Origin of the sequence: Corynebacterium suranareeae, assembly GCF_002355155.1 — a bacterium.
In the GTDB taxonomy this organism is placed as follows: Bacteria; Actinomycetota; Actinomycetes; order Mycobacteriales; family Mycobacteriaceae; genus Corynebacterium; species Corynebacterium suranareeae.
Map to the genome: position 1 here is coordinate 3,295,621 of NZ_AP017369.1, position 15,197 is coordinate 3,310,817.

12 protein-coding genes are annotated in these 15,197 nt (G+C 53.2%); 3 read left to right on the plus strand and 9 right to left on the minus strand.

From position 1 onward, the window contains the following. Window positions 1-27: 27 nt before the first annotated feature. Genes N24_RS15090 through N24_RS15100 form a run of 3 tightly spaced genes read right to left on the minus strand, consistent with a single transcriptional unit; the run spans window position 28 to window position 3,489 of the window. Window positions 28-1,026, minus strand: coding sequence for a decaprenyl-phosphate phosphoribosyltransferase (locus N24_RS15090; RefSeq protein ID WP_096458972.1), 999 nt, complete (start codon window positions 1,024-1,026; stop codon window positions 28-30). Next, window positions 1,023-1,529, minus strand: coding sequence for a phosphatase PAP2 family protein (locus tag N24_RS15095; protein WP_096458975.1), 507 nt, complete (start codon window positions 1,527-1,529; stop codon window positions 1,023-1,025). Before N24_RS15095 ends, N24_RS15090 begins: the two co-directional genes overlap by 4 nt. Further along, window positions 1,519-3,489, minus strand: a complete 1,971-nt coding sequence (locus tag N24_RS15100; protein WP_167382141.1) for a glycosyltransferase — start codon at window positions 3,487-3,489, stop codon at window positions 1,519-1,521. Before N24_RS15100 ends, N24_RS15095 begins: the two co-directional genes overlap by 11 nt. A gap of 252 nt (window positions 3,490-3,741) precedes the next feature. Between N24_RS15100 and N24_RS15105 the strand changes: the two genes are divergently transcribed. After that, the gene (locus N24_RS15105; protein ID WP_096458981.1) at window positions 3,742-5,145 is read left to right on the plus strand and encodes a DUF5129 domain-containing protein; all 1,404 of its coding nucleotides are present in this window, start codon (window positions 3,742-3,744) and stop codon (window positions 5,143-5,145) included. Here N24_RS15105 and N24_RS15110 read toward each other — a convergent pair. Together N24_RS15110 and N24_RS15115 are read right to left on the minus strand one after the other, a co-directional pair. Next, window positions 5,114-5,593 (minus strand): phosphatase PAP2 family protein, encoded by a 480-nt coding sequence (locus N24_RS15110; protein ID WP_096458984.1) that lies wholly within the window; start codon window positions 5,591-5,593, stop codon window positions 5,114-5,116. The genes N24_RS15105 and N24_RS15110 overlap by 32 nt on opposite strands. 9 nt (window positions 5,594-5,602) lie before the next feature. After that, on the minus strand, window positions 5,603-6,196 hold the full coding sequence (locus N24_RS15115) for a phosphoesterase (RefSeq protein ID WP_231911036.1): 594 nt from the start codon (window positions 6,194-6,196) through the stop codon (window positions 5,603-5,605). A 248-nt stretch (window positions 6,197-6,444) separates the two neighbouring features. Here N24_RS15115 and N24_RS15120 point away from each other — a divergent pair, with 248 nt between their 5' ends. Beyond that, on the plus strand, window positions 6,445-8,235 hold the full coding sequence (locus tag N24_RS15120) for a flavin-containing monooxygenase (RefSeq protein ID WP_096458987.1): 1,791 nt from the start codon (window positions 6,445-6,447) through the stop codon (window positions 8,233-8,235). A 40-nt stretch (window positions 8,236-8,275) separates the two neighbouring features. Here the strand turns inward: N24_RS15120 and glf are convergent, their stop codons facing one another. Then, a complete protein-coding gene (gene glf, locus N24_RS15125) occupies window positions 8,276-9,481 on the minus strand; it encodes a UDP-galactopyranose mutase (protein ID WP_096458990.1) in 1,206 nt (401 codons plus the stop codon). Window positions 9,482-9,767: 286 nt separating this feature from the next. Here glf and N24_RS15130 point away from each other — a divergent pair, with 286 nt between their 5' ends. Continuing rightward, the gene (locus N24_RS15130) at window positions 9,768-11,831 is read left to right on the plus strand and encodes an N-acetylmuramoyl-L-alanine amidase (protein ID WP_096460307.1); all 2,064 of its coding nucleotides are present in this window, start codon (window positions 9,768-9,770) and stop codon (window positions 11,829-11,831) included. A gap of 80 nt (window positions 11,832-11,911) precedes the next feature. On the opposite strand, the gene glpK is transcribed toward N24_RS15130, so the two are convergent. Genes glpK through N24_RS15145 form a run of 3 tightly spaced genes read right to left on the minus strand, consistent with a single transcriptional unit; the run spans window position 11,912 to window position 15,189 of the window. Continuing rightward, the gene (gene glpK / locus N24_RS15135; RefSeq protein WP_096458993.1) at window positions 11,912-13,441 is read right to left on the minus strand and encodes a glycerol kinase GlpK; all 1,530 of its coding nucleotides are present in this window, start codon (window positions 13,439-13,441) and stop codon (window positions 11,912-11,914) included. A gap of 36 nt (window positions 13,442-13,477) precedes the next feature. Then, window positions 13,478-14,314, minus strand: a complete 837-nt coding sequence (locus N24_RS15140) for an HAD family hydrolase (protein ID WP_096458996.1) — start codon at window positions 14,312-14,314, stop codon at window positions 13,478-13,480. Further along, complete coding sequence (locus tag N24_RS15145) at window positions 14,311-15,189, minus strand: lysophospholipid acyltransferase family protein (protein ID WP_096458999.1); 879 nt, start codon at window positions 15,187-15,189, stop codon at window positions 14,311-14,313. The genes N24_RS15140 and N24_RS15145 overlap by 4 nt, the downstream gene beginning before the upstream one ends. Window positions 15,190-15,197: the final 8 nt, after the last annotated feature.

Consider the following 15,197-nt stretch of genomic DNA (forward strand, 5'->3'; position numbering starts at 1 on the left):
GGTCAGAGCATGTCTATTCCTAAATAATTAAAACATCGGCATGATGTACACGGCCATCACGATGCAGAATACCCACGCGAGGGCAAGCACCTGCAGAACTCTGTCGCTGAGTGCTACTTCATCAGGTGCACCTCCATCGCCGGTGTCTACGCCTGCTGCGTAACGCAAAATCGCGATGGTAAACGGCACCATGGAGATTTGGTACCACGGGCCTGCGTCTGTGGACTGCTGAGAAAGGTCAAAGCCCCACAGCGCATAGGACATAACCACGGCGGTGGCTGCCATGGTCCACACGAATCGAAGGTAGGTCGGGGTGTAGCTTTCCAAAGATTTACGGATCTTTGCGCCGGTGCGCTCGTGCAGGAGGATTTCTGCGTAGCGTTTGCCGGAGGCCATAAATAGGGAGCCAAATGCTGCAACCAGCAGGAACCATTGGGATAGTTCGATGCCTGCTGCCACACCACCGGCCATTGCACGGAGCATAAATCCAGAGGAGACCAGCGCAATATCGATCACTGGCATGTGCTTCCAACCAAAGCAGTAACCCAACTGCAAGGCGATGTAAACACCAATGACGCAAGCAAGAGCTACGCCGTCAGTGGCCAAAAATGACAGACCGATGGCCAAGACGATAAGTGCCACTGCCATGCCGTAGGCCATTCCTACTGGCAATACACCTGCAGCAATCGGACGGAAGCGCTTGGTTGGGTGCTCGCGGTCAGCTTCAACATCGCGGGCATCGTTGACCAGGTAGATAGCAGATGCGCCGAAGCAGAACACGATGAACGCAATGGCAACGTCGACGAGTGTGCGCTGGTGGAAGATGGCATCTGCACCTGCAGCTAGTGGCGCTGCTAAAACTAGGGCGTTTTTCACCCATTGCTTTGGGCGTAGCGCCTTCACCATGCCATCGGCGAGGTTTTTTGGCGGTTGGCGTTTCTTATTGTCTTCGAGTGCCGTGGTGTGTGGCTCAGAAGTTAAGAAGTTTTGGGTATCACGGTGATCTTGCGAGGCGTGTTCGCTCACTTCGTTGCCCTTTCAATCTTATGGACGGCCTCTGCGGTTGCAGCTCCAAGCAGTGCGCCAGCTAGCACATCCGTTGGGTAGTGTACGCCCAGCACCATTCGTGACAATGCCATGATTGGAATTCCAAGTAGTGGCACGGGTGATTTGGTGATGCGCGCAAGATACACCATTGTGGCGGTCGTTGAGGTCGCATGTGAAGAAGGAAAGCTTAGCTTTGAGGGGGTGCCCACGCCAATTTTGATGGCTGGGTCATGTGGTCTTGCCCTGCGTACGACGCGTTTGATAATTACTGACGCTGCGTGGCTTGCCAGGGCCGCAACAAACAGCCCTGCCCAGGAACGACGACGCTTTTTATCTAGCACTGCGCCACCCGCACCGAGTGTTAGCCATCCTGCAGCGTGCTCGCCGAGCAAGCTTAGGCCTCTTGCAGTTGGCAAGATTCCTGGGGCATCCATCAGTTGATCTTGGATGCTTACCAAGATCTGTACTTCTTTATTGCTCATCAAAGACCTTTCCCCAGGCTTCGCGGCTGACTAGCTCAGGATGAGCTGCGCGGTATTTACGGCTGAGTTCTTCGAATCGCTCTGCTACCTGCTTTTGCAGTGCGCGTGCTTCTTTACCTAGTTCTTTGGCTTTGTCACGGTCGCGTTTGCGATAGACCACGCCGCGTCCATCTGCTGTGGTGACGGTTGCGCCGTCTACTCGGGACAAGCTGAACCAGCGAGCTTCAATGGGAGCAAAGTTTGCCTGTGGGACTTCGTGGTGGGAGGCATCTTCTTTAGACAGCGAGTGCTTTAGTCCCTTTGCTAGCCACATCGCCTTTTTAATTGGCGCGAGACGTCCACCGATGTCTTTGGTGGGAACTCCCGGCGCGCCGCTAGGCCTTGGTAGTTCCGTGGCGCTTGGTAGCACAACGGCGTCTGGGTAGGTTTTGCGGATTGCTGCGATGCGAGGCAGTGAGGTGTCCAGGATGGAGAACAGCTGGTCAGGGCCTGCAAGGAAGTCCTTCATCGCTTCGTTCTGGATTGCCACGGTGGAGTATTCCAGGCAGAGCAGGTGCTTGAAGGTGGCTTTTTGCATTGAACGCACAATGCCATCGACGCTGCCCTCGTGGTACATCGCTGCAACTACGAGGCGGTTGCGGAGATGGAAATAGGCTTGCCAGTCGATGGCGTCGTCTTTGTCTGACCATGCCATGTGCCAGATTGCGATTCCTGGCCACGTTGCAGTGGGGAATCCTGCTTTGCGGGCACGCAGTCCGTATTCGGCGTCATCCCATTTGATAAAGAGTGGGAGTGGTTGTCCGATTTGTTCTGCTACGACGCGTGGGATCATGCACATCCACCAGCCGTTGAAGTCAACGTCGATGCGGCGGTGCAGGTCGCGGGAGTTTGGTGCGTCTGGTTTATCGTCAAACTTGCCGCGATCGTGCAGTGGGTGTGTGGAGAAGTCGTGGTCGTAGTGCACGTGTGGTGCAGCAGTCCACATGAAATCGTGTCCGCCTACGACTTCACCCATGGTGTGGAGGTGGCTGCGCTCTTGGAGGTTGAGCATTTGTCCGCCGACCAAAATGGGTGACTTGGCGTAGCGTGCCACTTGTAGTGCACGCAGCACTGAATCTGGTTCGATGGCGATATCGTCATCCATGTACAGGATGTATGGGCTTTGGGCTGCACCGGCAGCGCCTTTGCCGTCCACTCCTCCTAGAGCTTCGAACATGATTCGGGAGTAGCCGCCTGATCCACCGAGGTTGCCTTGGCGGAATTCAAAGAAGCGATCGCCAAAATGCTCAACGGCTGCTTTGTAGCCAGGCTCATCAGCGGGGTGTTTATTACCCTGATCAGGCATGATGACGGTATCGATAACTGCATCAACTGCTGGGTCTGAGGCTAGTGCTTCCAGTGCTGCAACCGCGTCCGCTGGGCGGTTGAAGGTGGGGATGCCGACTGTTGCGCGGGCTTCGAAGGGGCCAACTTCGGTTCCATCTGGCATCACCTGTGCTTTGGGTGCGCATGGTGCGAACCAACCTGCTTCTTCGACGGTCGCATCTGTTTCGGCGGTGAGGTCGAACCAGATCCAGCCACCATCTTCGAAAGGCGCTAAGGAGACTTCGAATTCGATGTAGTCATCTTTGACTACGGATCCGGTGATTCCGATGCGCGCTCCATCGATCTTTGAGCGGTACAGGTCGACGCGTGCTTCGCCAGAGACTTTCAGTTTTAATACGACGGAGTCGAGTTGTGACCAGCGCCGCCAGTAGCTTGCAGGGAATGCGTTGAAGTAGGTCTGGAAAGACACTTCGGCACCTGCGGGGACGGATACGCTAAAACGGTCGTCCCATTCCAGGCGTTCTTTATTGCTTTCAGCTTCAAGCAGGTACAAAGACCTGACATCCGCTGGTTCGCCGCGCCTCGGCAGGAGCACTCGCTGTAGTTGCTCAACCGCCAGGTTTGTTGCGCTCATTGACGTATCTTCACCCTTCATTGAACTCACAATTTATCTTGCCTAAGCGTAGTATCCGCACCCCGCATTCACAGAACTTACGCGCCGAATTCCTCCATGGAAGATCCTGGCAATTATATGAAATTTCCGGTTTAGCTGGTCAATCTTTAAAAAATTTTGCTTTTCGACGCCCCAACCCGCCAATGTTGAGATCTGGTCACAATGTCAGTTTTTGATAGATTATTGCCCTTTGTCGGACGTACCCTGGCGGGCATGCGACTTCTTTCACTGCCCAAAACCAACAACACTGTTGCTGGACTTGCAGCAGGAACTTTGCTGTTGCTGTCCATTCCTTTAGCCCCTGATGCTGCTGCGCAAACCGCTGTCCAGGACACTGTTGAGATAACAGTGCTGGATATGGCGGATGAAATTGCGCCCGAGGATGAAGATTTTCTCAGTACAGAAACACCGAAGATTGATTTTCCTCCTGAAGTCTCGGCAGTCCGCTACATTACTTTCGAAGACAACTCCGACAACCTCAACGATGATGTTGAAGAGTATCTGCGGGCAGAACACCCAGAGTGGATCCAATCAGATTCTTTTGCTCCAGGCGAAGTCATTATTGCTGTCGGCTTTGACCCAAACACCATGGGCGCTTATGCAGGCAATGACGTTGCAGCTGCCACGGGAATTGCTGAACAAGACCGGATAGACGGCATTAATGATTCCATGCGTCCCATTCTTCAAGATGGCCGTACTGCGTTAGCCATGTACGAAGGTGCAAAATCCGTTGCTGATACTTCGGTTGTTGCAGAAAAATCTAGCGCTAGCGGTGGAGTTATCGCTGCTATTTTTGGTGGCATTGCAGCTCTTGTCGCCATAGTCGTAGCGTGGGCAGTAGGTTATGAACGCAAGAAAACTGCAGAAAAAGCACGCACAAAATTTGATTATGCATCAAATCATTATGGTGAAGTCGCCCAGCAACTCGACGGCATAAACGTTCGCGCCCACTCATTGACATCGCCTTTGGCTAACGATGAGTTGCGACGCCAGTGGGAAGACGTCAATACTCGTTTCCTTGAAGTCAATGAAATTTTCGGCAATCTAGATGGTTTGTCACATGCTTCGAGCAACAAAGCTTTCAGAAAAGCAGCCCCCGAGATCGAGAAAGCTCACACTGCGGTAACACAGATGGAGACCGCTCAGAAAAACATCGACACTCTCTACGATATGGAGCACGGCAACGAAGATGTTCGTCGCCGTGAGTTGACTCGCTTGCGTTCCGATATGCAGGAAGCTCGTCAAGATATCAATGACAAAGATGCGGTTGTTGATGATGTCCTGCGCACACTCATTCAACGCACGGAAACTATCACCCCAGCAGCCCCAGACTTCATGGATCAATATGCCCGTTTGATTCGTGATTACGCAGTCGCGCTCAAGGGGGTGGAGAAAAACTTGGAAGCAGTTGAACAGACCACTGATCGCACTACCCCAGCAATTTATGATGACAACTGGCGTGTGGGTACGGGCTATAACTCGTGGGTTCCGTACTCCATGATCAGCACGTGGCATGCCGCTGATGCCAGTGCAGCCTCTTCTGCTTCTTCCTCTGGTTCTTCCAATACCACGTTTAGCAGTGGGTTTAGCGGCGCCGGAGGTAGCTCCAGCTGGTAATGACAATCACGGGGATCACTGCCCCGATGGCCCAGCCCACAAGCACATCGCTGGGCCAATGGACACCTACATAAAGCCTGGATAGTCCCACGAGGAGAGCTAACACCCACAGCATTATTTTCCACCATTTGTTCGCAAAATAGCCTATTGCAACAGCACACGCTGCAACCCCCACAGCGTGACCTGAAGGCAGAGAAAAGTTTGTTTCTTCTACCAGGTGAAAAGCTATATCTGGGCGTGGTCTTTCCAATAGTTTTTTCAGAAAATGGCTTGCCAGGTTAGCAAGCCCCACAGCAAGTGGTGCGATGACATTTTTCTGCCACACACCCCACACCAATGAGTAGATAAACATCAGCGTCGGCCCTGTGAGCTGAGTAAATAAAATAATCATTGGTGTCAGCACAGCTATCCGAATGTCGATGAGTACATCTAGAATTAACTGATCCACTAGCGGTCCCTAGGTGAGAATGAACGCATAGCTCACAGCAACAGCGACTATGCCGGCCACTACTCCGGCGCAAATTTCAGCTAATGTGTGGTGCTTAATTTTCATACGTGACCAGGCTGTTACGGGAGTAAACAACAAAGCTAGAAGCCACCACATAGACACTGTTAAACCTAAGAAACTAACGAGGCAGACCCATAAGCCCACATGCACCGAGGCTTTAATTTTCATCGTCACCGCACTAAACACTGCAAGGAAAATCAGGGCAGAAAATACCCCATCCCATATCAGTTGCGGTGTTTCAAGTACTCCCAGCAGGAAAAGTAAGACGATGACGCACACAATGATCCCAACAAAAATTAGCCCCCGTTGAGATCGTGCAGTGACGTGGTGGTTTCCTACTTTGCCAAGGCGCATGAGGCTAATGATCAAGATCATGGGGACAACGCCTGTTCCCAGTGCCGCCACAATTCCTAATGTCCAGGATCTGGTCACACCACCCAAGATGAGGAAGAACACGATATTTAGTACCCACGGTGCACAGATTTCGCTGACCACTCGCGCAAATAATTCGCTTTGGTTTTTATGCTTCACGGCTGTTGTCACAGTATTCACCATATAGTGCCTGTTTTGTTCCACTCTGCGGACTGTGGTTCAACCACAGGTTTTATTCAGAACTCCTTCACTGGGGGTAATTGCTTAAGGCTATATTTTGCCAATTTCCCCATCAAGTGCTCGTGAAACGCATGCAAAGCATCATTTGCAGGAATCACAAACGGGGGCAAGTTGAATGAGCTGTGACACGTTATTGAGTAGAAAGTGAGTCAGAACACTTTCCATTGAAGGAGGATGCTTTGCCGGAACAGGACTTAACCACCTTAGCTACCAATTGGCTTCAATCTTTTGAAAAGGCCACCACAAGCTCCAGCGCTAATGAAGCTGCGGATGCTGTCATTGAGCTTTTTGAAGACGATGGCTACTGGCGTGATCTTTTAGCATTCACGTGGAATCTCACCACAGCAGAAGGCGTGAATGAGATTGCCGACATGATTCGAAACACTTGGCCATCAAGCAAGTTGCACAAGGTAGAACTCACCGACACCCCTGCTGATGAAGGCGACGGCGTGACCCGTGTGCATTTTTCTTGCGAGTCCGCAGACTTCAAGTGCACCGGCATTGTTCGCCTTCGAAATGGTAAGGCGTGGACACTTTTGACCTCTGCTCGTGAACTTTTGGATCATCCAGAACCAAAGGGACGCAAACGCGAATTGGGGGCAGTCCACGGACAAAGCGAGGACAATCGAAATTGGACCGACCGCAAGAATGACCGCCAGGCGGCCTTGGGAGTCACCGAACAGCCCTACACGTTAATTGTGGGTGGTGGACAAGGCGGAATTGCATTGGGTGCACGACTTAAACGTCTGGGCGTACCTACCTTGATTATCGATAAAGCCTCACGCCCCGGCGATCAATGGCGGAGCCGCTACCACTCCCTGTGCCTGCATGATCCAGTCTGGTACGACCACCTCCCATTCCTCCCCTTCCCAGATCACTGGCCCGTATTTACTCCAAAGGACAAGATGGGCGATTGGTTGGAACACTATGTCGGGATTATGGATCTTGATTATTGGACTCACACAGAATGCCTTCGCGCCGCATTCAATGAGGACACCAAGCAATGGGATGTCACCGTTAATAAAGATGGTGCTGAAACAACGTTGCACCCGACTCACTTGGTGATGGCTACTGGCATGTCTGGTAAACCGAACCGTCCTACTCTTCCTGGCCAGGGCAACTTCAAGGGAGAAATTCGCCACTCCTCCGAGCACCCTGGTGGAGATGTAGATCGCGGCAAGAATGTAGTAGTCCTGGGTGCTAATAACTCAGCGCATGATATTTGTGCCGACCTTTATGCCAACGGTGCACACCCAGTGATGATCCAAAGGTCATCCACCCACATTGTGCGCTCTGATTCGTTGATGCGAGAGGTATTCGGCCCTCTATATTCAGAAGATGCAGTGGAAGCTGGAATTGATACTGACACTGCTGATCTTTTGTTTGCTTCATGGCCGTATAAAGTTTTGCCAGGTGTCCAGAAGCAGGCCTTTGACAAAATCCGTGAAGACGACAAGGAATTCTACGACAAGCTTGAAGCAGCTGGGTTCTTGTTAGATTTCGGCGATGATGATTCGGGCTTGTTCTTGAAGTACCTGCGCCGTGGCTCTGGGTATTACATCGACGTTGGTGCATCTGAGCTGGTCGCCGATGGAAAGATCCCAGTTCGTTCCAATGTGAACATCGCAGATGTTAAGGAAAACTCTGTGGTTCTCTCCGATGGATCCGAACTGCCCGCAGATGTGATCGTTTTAGCCACAGGCTATGGAAACATGAACAACTGGGTGGCAGAGCTGGTGGATCAGGAAACTGCGGACAAGGTTGGCCCATGTTGGGGTCTTGGCTCCGATACCACTAAGGATCCCGGCCCCTGGGAGGGCGAGCTGCGCAATATGTGGAAGCCAACCAGCGTGGAGGCGTTGTGGTTCCATGGTGGAAATCTCCACCAATCACGCCACTACTCGCGGTACCTGTCCATGCAGCTAAAAGCTCGCTACGAAGGCATGGATACCCCTGTATACAGCAAGTAAAGTAAAAACTCTCCCACCTTGTGGGAGAGTTTTTTAACTTTTAGTGTCCGCGTTCTTGCTCGAGCGGTGTTCCATCTTGGAAGTATGGAACCAGCTTGTTGTCAAACATGCTGAGCGCAGAACCGATAGCCATGTGCATGTCGAGGTATTGGTAAGTTCCTAGTCGGCCACCGAACAGTACCTTATTAGTTGCAGCTTCTTCAGCGGCTAGAAGGCGGTACTGCTTCAGCATCTCGCGGTCATCTGGGGTGTTGATGGGGTAATAAGGTTCATCGTTGTTATCTGCGAAGCGGGAGAACTCTCGCATGATGACTGTTTTGTCTTTAGGGTATTTTTCTTCACGTTCTGGGTGGAAGTGACGGAATTCGTGAATGCGGGTGTAAGGAACATCTGCGTCGTTGTAGTTCATTACTGGGGTTCCCTGGAAGTCACCGGTTTCTACGACTTCGGTCTCGAAATCAAGGGTGCGCCATCCGAGTTTGCCTGCCGAGTAGTTGAAGTAGAGGTCTAGTGGACCAGTGTAAACAACTGGGGCATCTGGGTTGTTTGCGCGGAGTTCATCGCGGACATCGAACCAATCGGTGTCAAGGCGCACATCAATGAGCTCGTGGTCTGCCATGCGCTCTAGCCACGCTGCATAGCCGTCTACTGGGAGACCTTCATAGGTGTCGTTGAAGTAGCGGTTGTTGAAGTTGTAGCGAACTGGCAGGCGGGTGATGTTGCCAGCAGGCAGGTTTTTAGGGTCGGTCTGCCATTGTTTTGCGGTGTAGTCGCGGATGAAGGCCTCGTAGAGTGGGCGGCCGATCAGGGAGATGGCTTTTTCTTCGAGGTTGGTGGCGTCGGCGGAATCGATTTCTGAAGATTGCTCTTTAATGAGCTCACGAGCTTCATCTGGGCTGTAGTACTTGCCAAAGAATTGGTTGATCAGACCCAAACCCATGGGGAATTGATAAGCGGTGCCGTTGTGCATCGCAAACACACGGTGCTGGTAGCCAGTGAACGAGGTGAATTGGTTGACGTATTCCCACACCCGGGTGTTTGAGGTATGGAAGAGGTGTGCTCCGTATTTGTGGATCTCAATGCCAGTTTCTGGTTCTGCTTCAGAGTAGGCATTGCCACCGAGGTGGGAGCGGCGTTCAACGATGAGGACTTTTTTACCCAGCTGGCTCGCTGCGCGTTCTGCCACTGTGAGTCCGAAGAGGCCGGAGCCTACAACGATTAAGTCGTAATTATTCGATTCCGTCATGCATTCGACACTAACTTACATTCGTCGTGGTGGACATTTCAGACACCCTTTTTAAGGCCAGTTTCTCCAGTTAGCAGCACATATCTACGCCCAGCCACCTTTTTAAATTTCACAGACTATTACCAAGTTGCGACACACCCTTCGAAACTTCAGTCACATAGGTACCATTATCCCCAGAAGTGCACTAGGCTTCTCAGTTGTTTCATATAGTCTCAGCCGCACCAATATCATCAGGGAGAACATCGTGCAGCAACGACGCCGCATCAGCGAAGCTCGGAAGAAACCGATGCTCGCTATTATTTTGACTGCCGTATTGGGTGCCTCCGGCTTAGCAGCAGCCGGCACCCAATACTTGAATACGCAGGGCGAAGGCATCGGGCCAGTAGCCGTGCAAAACACCAGTGAATCGTTTAACTCCGGTTCCAATGTGGTTGTTGATGACCCAGCCATTACCGGCCAGGGTGAGGGCGAAGGTGCCCGAACCGTTAAGGAATTTCAAAGGGATGAGCAATTTTCCAGCTTTGCTCTGACTTGGACCGGTCAAAAAGACGTGACCGCGTTTGTTCGCGCCGAACAGCCTGATGGTTCCTGGTCTCAGTGGTACGACATGGAACCACTGACCAATGAGGATTCAGGTATCAACGGAACCGAGCTGATCTGGCACGGTCCGACCAACAAGGTGCAGGTATCTACCCTCAATATCGACCTGTTTGAGCAAGACGCAGCAGCAGCTGATGAAAATGGCCAGGACATCCCGGCCGCGGAACAAGCCTCCGAACCAGCTCCAGAAGCGCCGGAGATCCCAGTCGAGCCAGCTCCAGCAGCTGACGCCCCCGCAGAGATCCCCACAGAGATCCCTGCCGAAGCTCCTACTGCCGACTACTCCGCTGACACTGGCCTAGCCCCACTTCCGTCAAACTATGGCGATATCCAGCCTGTGGCTGATATTGATGAGGGCTTCAACGCTGTGTTCATTGACGGTAATGCTGACGCAGGCGTTGGTGTTGGCAATGTTGCTGATACTGACGGCATGCCTAAGGTAATTTCTCGTGCGGGCTGGGGTGCTGATGAGAGCTTGCGCTGCTCCAACCCAACTATCGATAATGGTGTTTCTGCGATCACGATTCACCACACTGCGGGTTCCAACAACTACACCGAAGCTCAGGCTGCTGCGCAGGTTCGTGGCGCATATAGCTACCATGCCAAGACTCTTGGTTGGTGTGATATTGGTTACCAGTCTTTGGTAGATAAGTTTGGCAATATCTACGAGGGTCGTGCTGGTGGCATGACCAAGGCTGTTCAGGGTGCTCACGCAGGTGGGTTCAACCAGAACACTTGGGCTATTTCCATGATGGGCGATTACTCTTCGATTACCCCGTCTGATGCAACCATTAATGCTGTTGGTGAGCTTGCTGGTTGGCGTGCAAAGGTTGCTGGTTTTGATCCAACTGGCAGCGATACCCATTACTCTGAGGGTACTTCTTACTCGAGGTATGGATATGGCCAGCGGGTTACGTTGCCTAATATTTTTGCTCACCGTGATGTTGGTTTGACGTCGTGTCCTGGTGATGCGGGTTATGCGCAGATGGATCGTATTCGTCAGATCGCTAAGACGAAGTACAACAGCTTGCAAAGTGGTAATAGTGGCACCACGACTCCGGCGACTTCAACGAAGCAGACGTCGACAAGCAATGCCCCTACAACCACCAACCAGCCTGCAAGCCCGGCTGAGCCTGAGCAGTCGAGCGAGGAGGATGTCCTGGCTACGCTGCTGACCGGCGGATCTTCCGGTGGCGCTGACTTGCTCAATGGTGCGAACTCTGAGCAGCTTCTGACTGGTCTTGGTTCTATCGCTGCGGTGCTGCTTGCTGCGTCTTTGGCTGATGGCAGCCTAAGTGGGCTGATCGGTAATGTGGGCAACAACAATGGTGTACCGGTTTTAAATGATGTGAAGCTCAATGAGATCATTCCGATCGTTGATACCGTGATCAACCTAACCGGTGATAACAAGTATTCACGTGGCTGGAATGAACTAAACAACACTCTTGGACCTGTGTTGGGTGCTGCAACTGGTGGCGAAACCACGGTGCAGTACGCAAGTGATCAAAACTCTGAGGTGTCGTTCGTGCCGTTTGAAAATGGCATCATGGTCTCTTCCCCTGAGGCTGGAACCCATGGTCTGTGGGGCGTTATCGGTGATACGTGGGCGCAGCAGGGCGCTGACTTAGGCCCGTTGGGACTTCCAACCAGCAATGAGTACCAGTCTGGTGATCAGCTGCGTGTTGATTTCCAGAACGGTTACATCACTTTTGATCCTGCGACTGGTAAGGCTGACATTCACCTAAACTAGCCCCACCATAAAGCTTGAGCCCCGCTACTTTCCCTGAGGTAGCGGGGTTCAACTTTTCCTGAAGCGCCCAAACCCCCAAATTAGGCCTGGTTATACGAGTGCTCCACCGCTTTGTTCCACGCGGCGTAGCGGCGCTCTCGTTCTTCCTCGCTCATGTCGGGATTCCACACTTTTTTCACCGCGATGAGTTGTTCGATTTCTTCGGTTGATCGGAAGAATCCTGATCCAAGTCCTGCTGCGTAGGCAACACCAACGGCGGTGGTTTCTACGTCGTCGAGGCGCTGGACATCGATGCCAAGGAAGTCGGCTTGCATTTGCATGAGCAGATCGTTTTGGACCATGGCGCCGTCAACGCGGAGGGATTCGAGGGTTTTCCCGGCGTCTTTGGCCATGGCGTCTACTACTTCGCGGGTTTGGAAGGCGTTGGCTTCAAGGACTGCGCGTGCGATGTGGTTGCGGTTGGCAAAGCGGGTGAGGCCGGTGATGATTCCGCGGGCGTCGGGGCGCCAGCGTGGTGCGAATAGGCCGGTGAATGCGGGGACTACGTGTACGCCGCCGTTGTCTTCTACTTCTCGGGCGAGGTTTTCAATTGCCGGTGCATTGGGGATGAGCTGCAGGTTATCGCGCAGCCACTGCACCAGCGAGCCGCCCATGGAAACGGAGCCTTCCAGCGCATAGAGGGGTTCTTCGTCCTGTTTTTGATATGCGATGGTGGACAGCAGTCCGTGCTCGGAGATTTTTAGGGACTTGCCGGTGTTCATCAGCAAGAATAGGCCAGTGCCGTAGGTGTTCTTTGTGGCGCCTTCGTGGAATCCGCCCTGGCCAAAAAGGGCTGCCTGTTGATCGCCAAGCACTCCTGTGATGGGGACATCGGCAAGCGTGCCGCGGTGGCGTACGGATCGGAATTCGCCGATGGAGGGGCGGATTTCTGGGAGCATCGACATGGGGATATCTAAGGCTTCGCAAAGTTCTGGATCCCATTGCCCGGTGCGGATATCCATGAGTAAGGTGCGGGAGGCGTTGGTGATGTCAGTGACGTGGAGGGCGTCTTCGCCATCATCACCACGCACGCCGCCGGTGAGGTTCCACAGCACCCAGCTGTCCATGGTGCCAAAGAGAAGGTCACCGTTTTCTGCGCGCTTGCGGGCACCTTCCACATTGTCCAGGATCCATTTCACTTTGGGACCTGCTGGATAGGAGTTGATCAAAAGGCCGGTGCGGTCGAGCCATTTATCTTGGCCATCTGGGCCTGCAATTTCTTGGCAGATTTCAGTTGTGCGGGTGTCTTGCCACACAATGGCGTTGTAGACCGGTTCGCCGGTGTGTTTATCCCACACAACGGTGGTTTCGCGTTGGTTGGTTAATCCTACGGATGCCACTTCGTGCGGGGTGATGTCGATGGACACCATCGCTTGGCTGACAACGGATCGGATGTTGTCCCAGATTTCTTCCGGGTCGTGCTCTACCCAGCCTTGCTGGGGGAAGATTTGTCGGTGCTCTTTGGAGGCAGAAGACACCACTTTTCCTTGGGCATCGATGAAGATGCACCGAGTGGAGGTGGTGCCTTGGTCAATCGCTGCAACGTACGCATTGGCCTTTGAGGTTCTCATGTGCACTATTTTTACACGTATCAGAACAGAAAACCTCTAAAACCACCATTCCAACACATCGGCCACGCCGGCGTCGTCGTTGGTGGCGGTGATGTGGTCGGAGACTGCTTTGACTTCTGGGCGAGCATTGCCCATGGCTACTCCCCTACCTGCCCATTGCAGCATCTCGATATCGTTGGGCATGTCGCCGAACGTTATAACGTCCTCGCGCTCAATACCTAAGCGCTTGGCCAGCATCGATACGCCCAACGCCTTGGTCACGCCGGGCGCTGCGATCTCAATCAGGCCACCGGACATGGAGAAGGTCACGTGGACTTGATCGACGGGGACGGCCGCGCGGACGATATCGAAAAGCTGCTTGGATTCCAGATGGTCGCTGCGCATCAACAACTTGGTGGCAGGTTTGGAAAGCACCTCATCTTCCGACACGGTTCCGTGTTCGGTTGAGGGCCAGGCGTGGCTGTATTCCGGGGTCACCAGAAACAGTTCTTGGGATGGATCGTAGGCGGATTCTCCGGCGCGCTCGGCGGCAATGCTGACGCCACCATGGGCTTCCAAAGCGGCACGCGCAGCCATGACGGTGTCCGTCATAACGGTTGGGCTGAGCGTTTGAGCTGCAAGGATCTCATCGGTGGCGGAATCATAGAGCACCGCGCCATTTGCGCAGATACAAATCGGCTTGACGGTTAATTGGTCCAGCACGTAGTGAATCCAGCGGGGCGGGCGGCCAGTGGATAGCGCAAAGGTTACGTCCTGATCGGTCATCCGCGCGATCACCTCGCGCAGGCGCTTGGGCACGCGCTCAGAGCTATTAATTAACGTGCCATCAACATCAGAGGCAACCAGCTTGGGCGCTGGCCCCGGGGCAATCATTTTTTAAAGAGTTTCCTAATCAAGGGGGTGCGTTTTTTGGCGGCCTTAGCGGCGCGCTTTGCTTGTCGACGTTCCTTTTCGGCGATTTCCAACATTTTCGCCTGCTCTAACGTTGGTGCGCCACCGCCAAGAGACTGTGGTCGCCATAATTCTCCACCGTCGAATGGGCCATATTGTTGTTCGTAGGCGGTGCGGGTTTCGTCGAGAAGCGTTTTCATCGCCTCATAGAGGCGCTGCGTGGCTTCTTCTGGATCGCCGCTGGGGTCGACGGGTTCGCCCACGCTGATAAATACCGGAATGTGTGAACGTCCCAGGTCGCGGTCGATGTCTTTGGTGATGATGCGCTGCCCGCCCCAAATAATTAGTGGCAGCAGTGGAACTTGGGCCGCGTCTGCGATGCGTACGGCGCCGGTTTTTAGTTCCTTAATTTCAAAAGACCTAGACACCGTTGCTTCGGGGAAGATGCCGACGAGGTGGCCGGCGTCGAGACGCGTTTGTGCCTCTTTCATCGAGCTTGCCCCGGCGGATCGGTCCACGGAAACGTGCTTCATCCAGCGCATCAGCGTGCCTACGACGGGGGTGTCAAAGATTTCTTTCTTTGCCATAAAGCGCACCAGGCGTTTGCCACGCACAAAAGCGGGGATTCCGCCCAAAATGAAATCGTAATAACCAGTGTGGTTGATGGCCAACAAAGCCCCACCGGTGGTTGGAATGTTTTCTGCACCAAAGATGGAGATGCGTACATCCTGGGCTTTCAACACCGCGCGAACTGCGTTGATGATGGTGCGCCCGTAAAATGGCTCCCGTGATTCGCTTGGGTGCGGAGGAACTTTAGCTAAAGAATCCTCAACAAAAAAGCCATTCCTTTTGATCATTGTGGCCA

What these genes read in the sequence shown, in the direction of transcription:
- N24_RS15095 (WP_096458975.1), bottom strand. Translation starts at nt 1,529, where the DNA reads ATGAGCAATAAAGAAGTACAGATCTTGGTAAGCATCCAAGATCAACTG.
- N24_RS15140 (WP_096458996.1), bottom strand. Translation starts at nt 14,314, where the DNA reads ATGATTGCCCCGGGGCCAGCGCCCAAGCTGGTTGCCTCTGATGTTGAT.
- N24_RS15145 (WP_096458999.1), bottom strand. Translation starts at nt 15,189, where the DNA reads ATGATCAAAAGGAATGGCTTTTTTGTTGAGGATTCTTTAGCTAAAGTT.
- N24_RS15100 (WP_167382141.1), bottom strand. Translation starts at nt 3,489, where the DNA reads ATGAGCGCAACAAACCTGGCGGTTGAGCAACTACAGCGAGTGCTCCTG.
- glf (WP_096458990.1), bottom strand. Translation starts at nt 9,481, where the DNA reads ATGACGGAATCGAATAATTACGACTTAATCGTTGTAGGCTCCGGCCTC.
- N24_RS15105 (WP_096458981.1), top strand. Translation starts at nt 3,742, where the DNA reads ATGCGACTTCTTTCACTGCCCAAAACCAACAACACTGTTGCTGGACTT.
- N24_RS15130 (WP_096460307.1), top strand. Translation starts at nt 9,768, where the DNA reads ATGCTCGCTATTATTTTGACTGCCGTATTGGGTGCCTCCGGCTTAGCA.
- glpK (WP_096458993.1), bottom strand. Translation starts at nt 13,441, where the DNA reads ATGAGAACCTCAAAGGCCAATGCGTACGTTGCAGCGATTGACCAAGGC.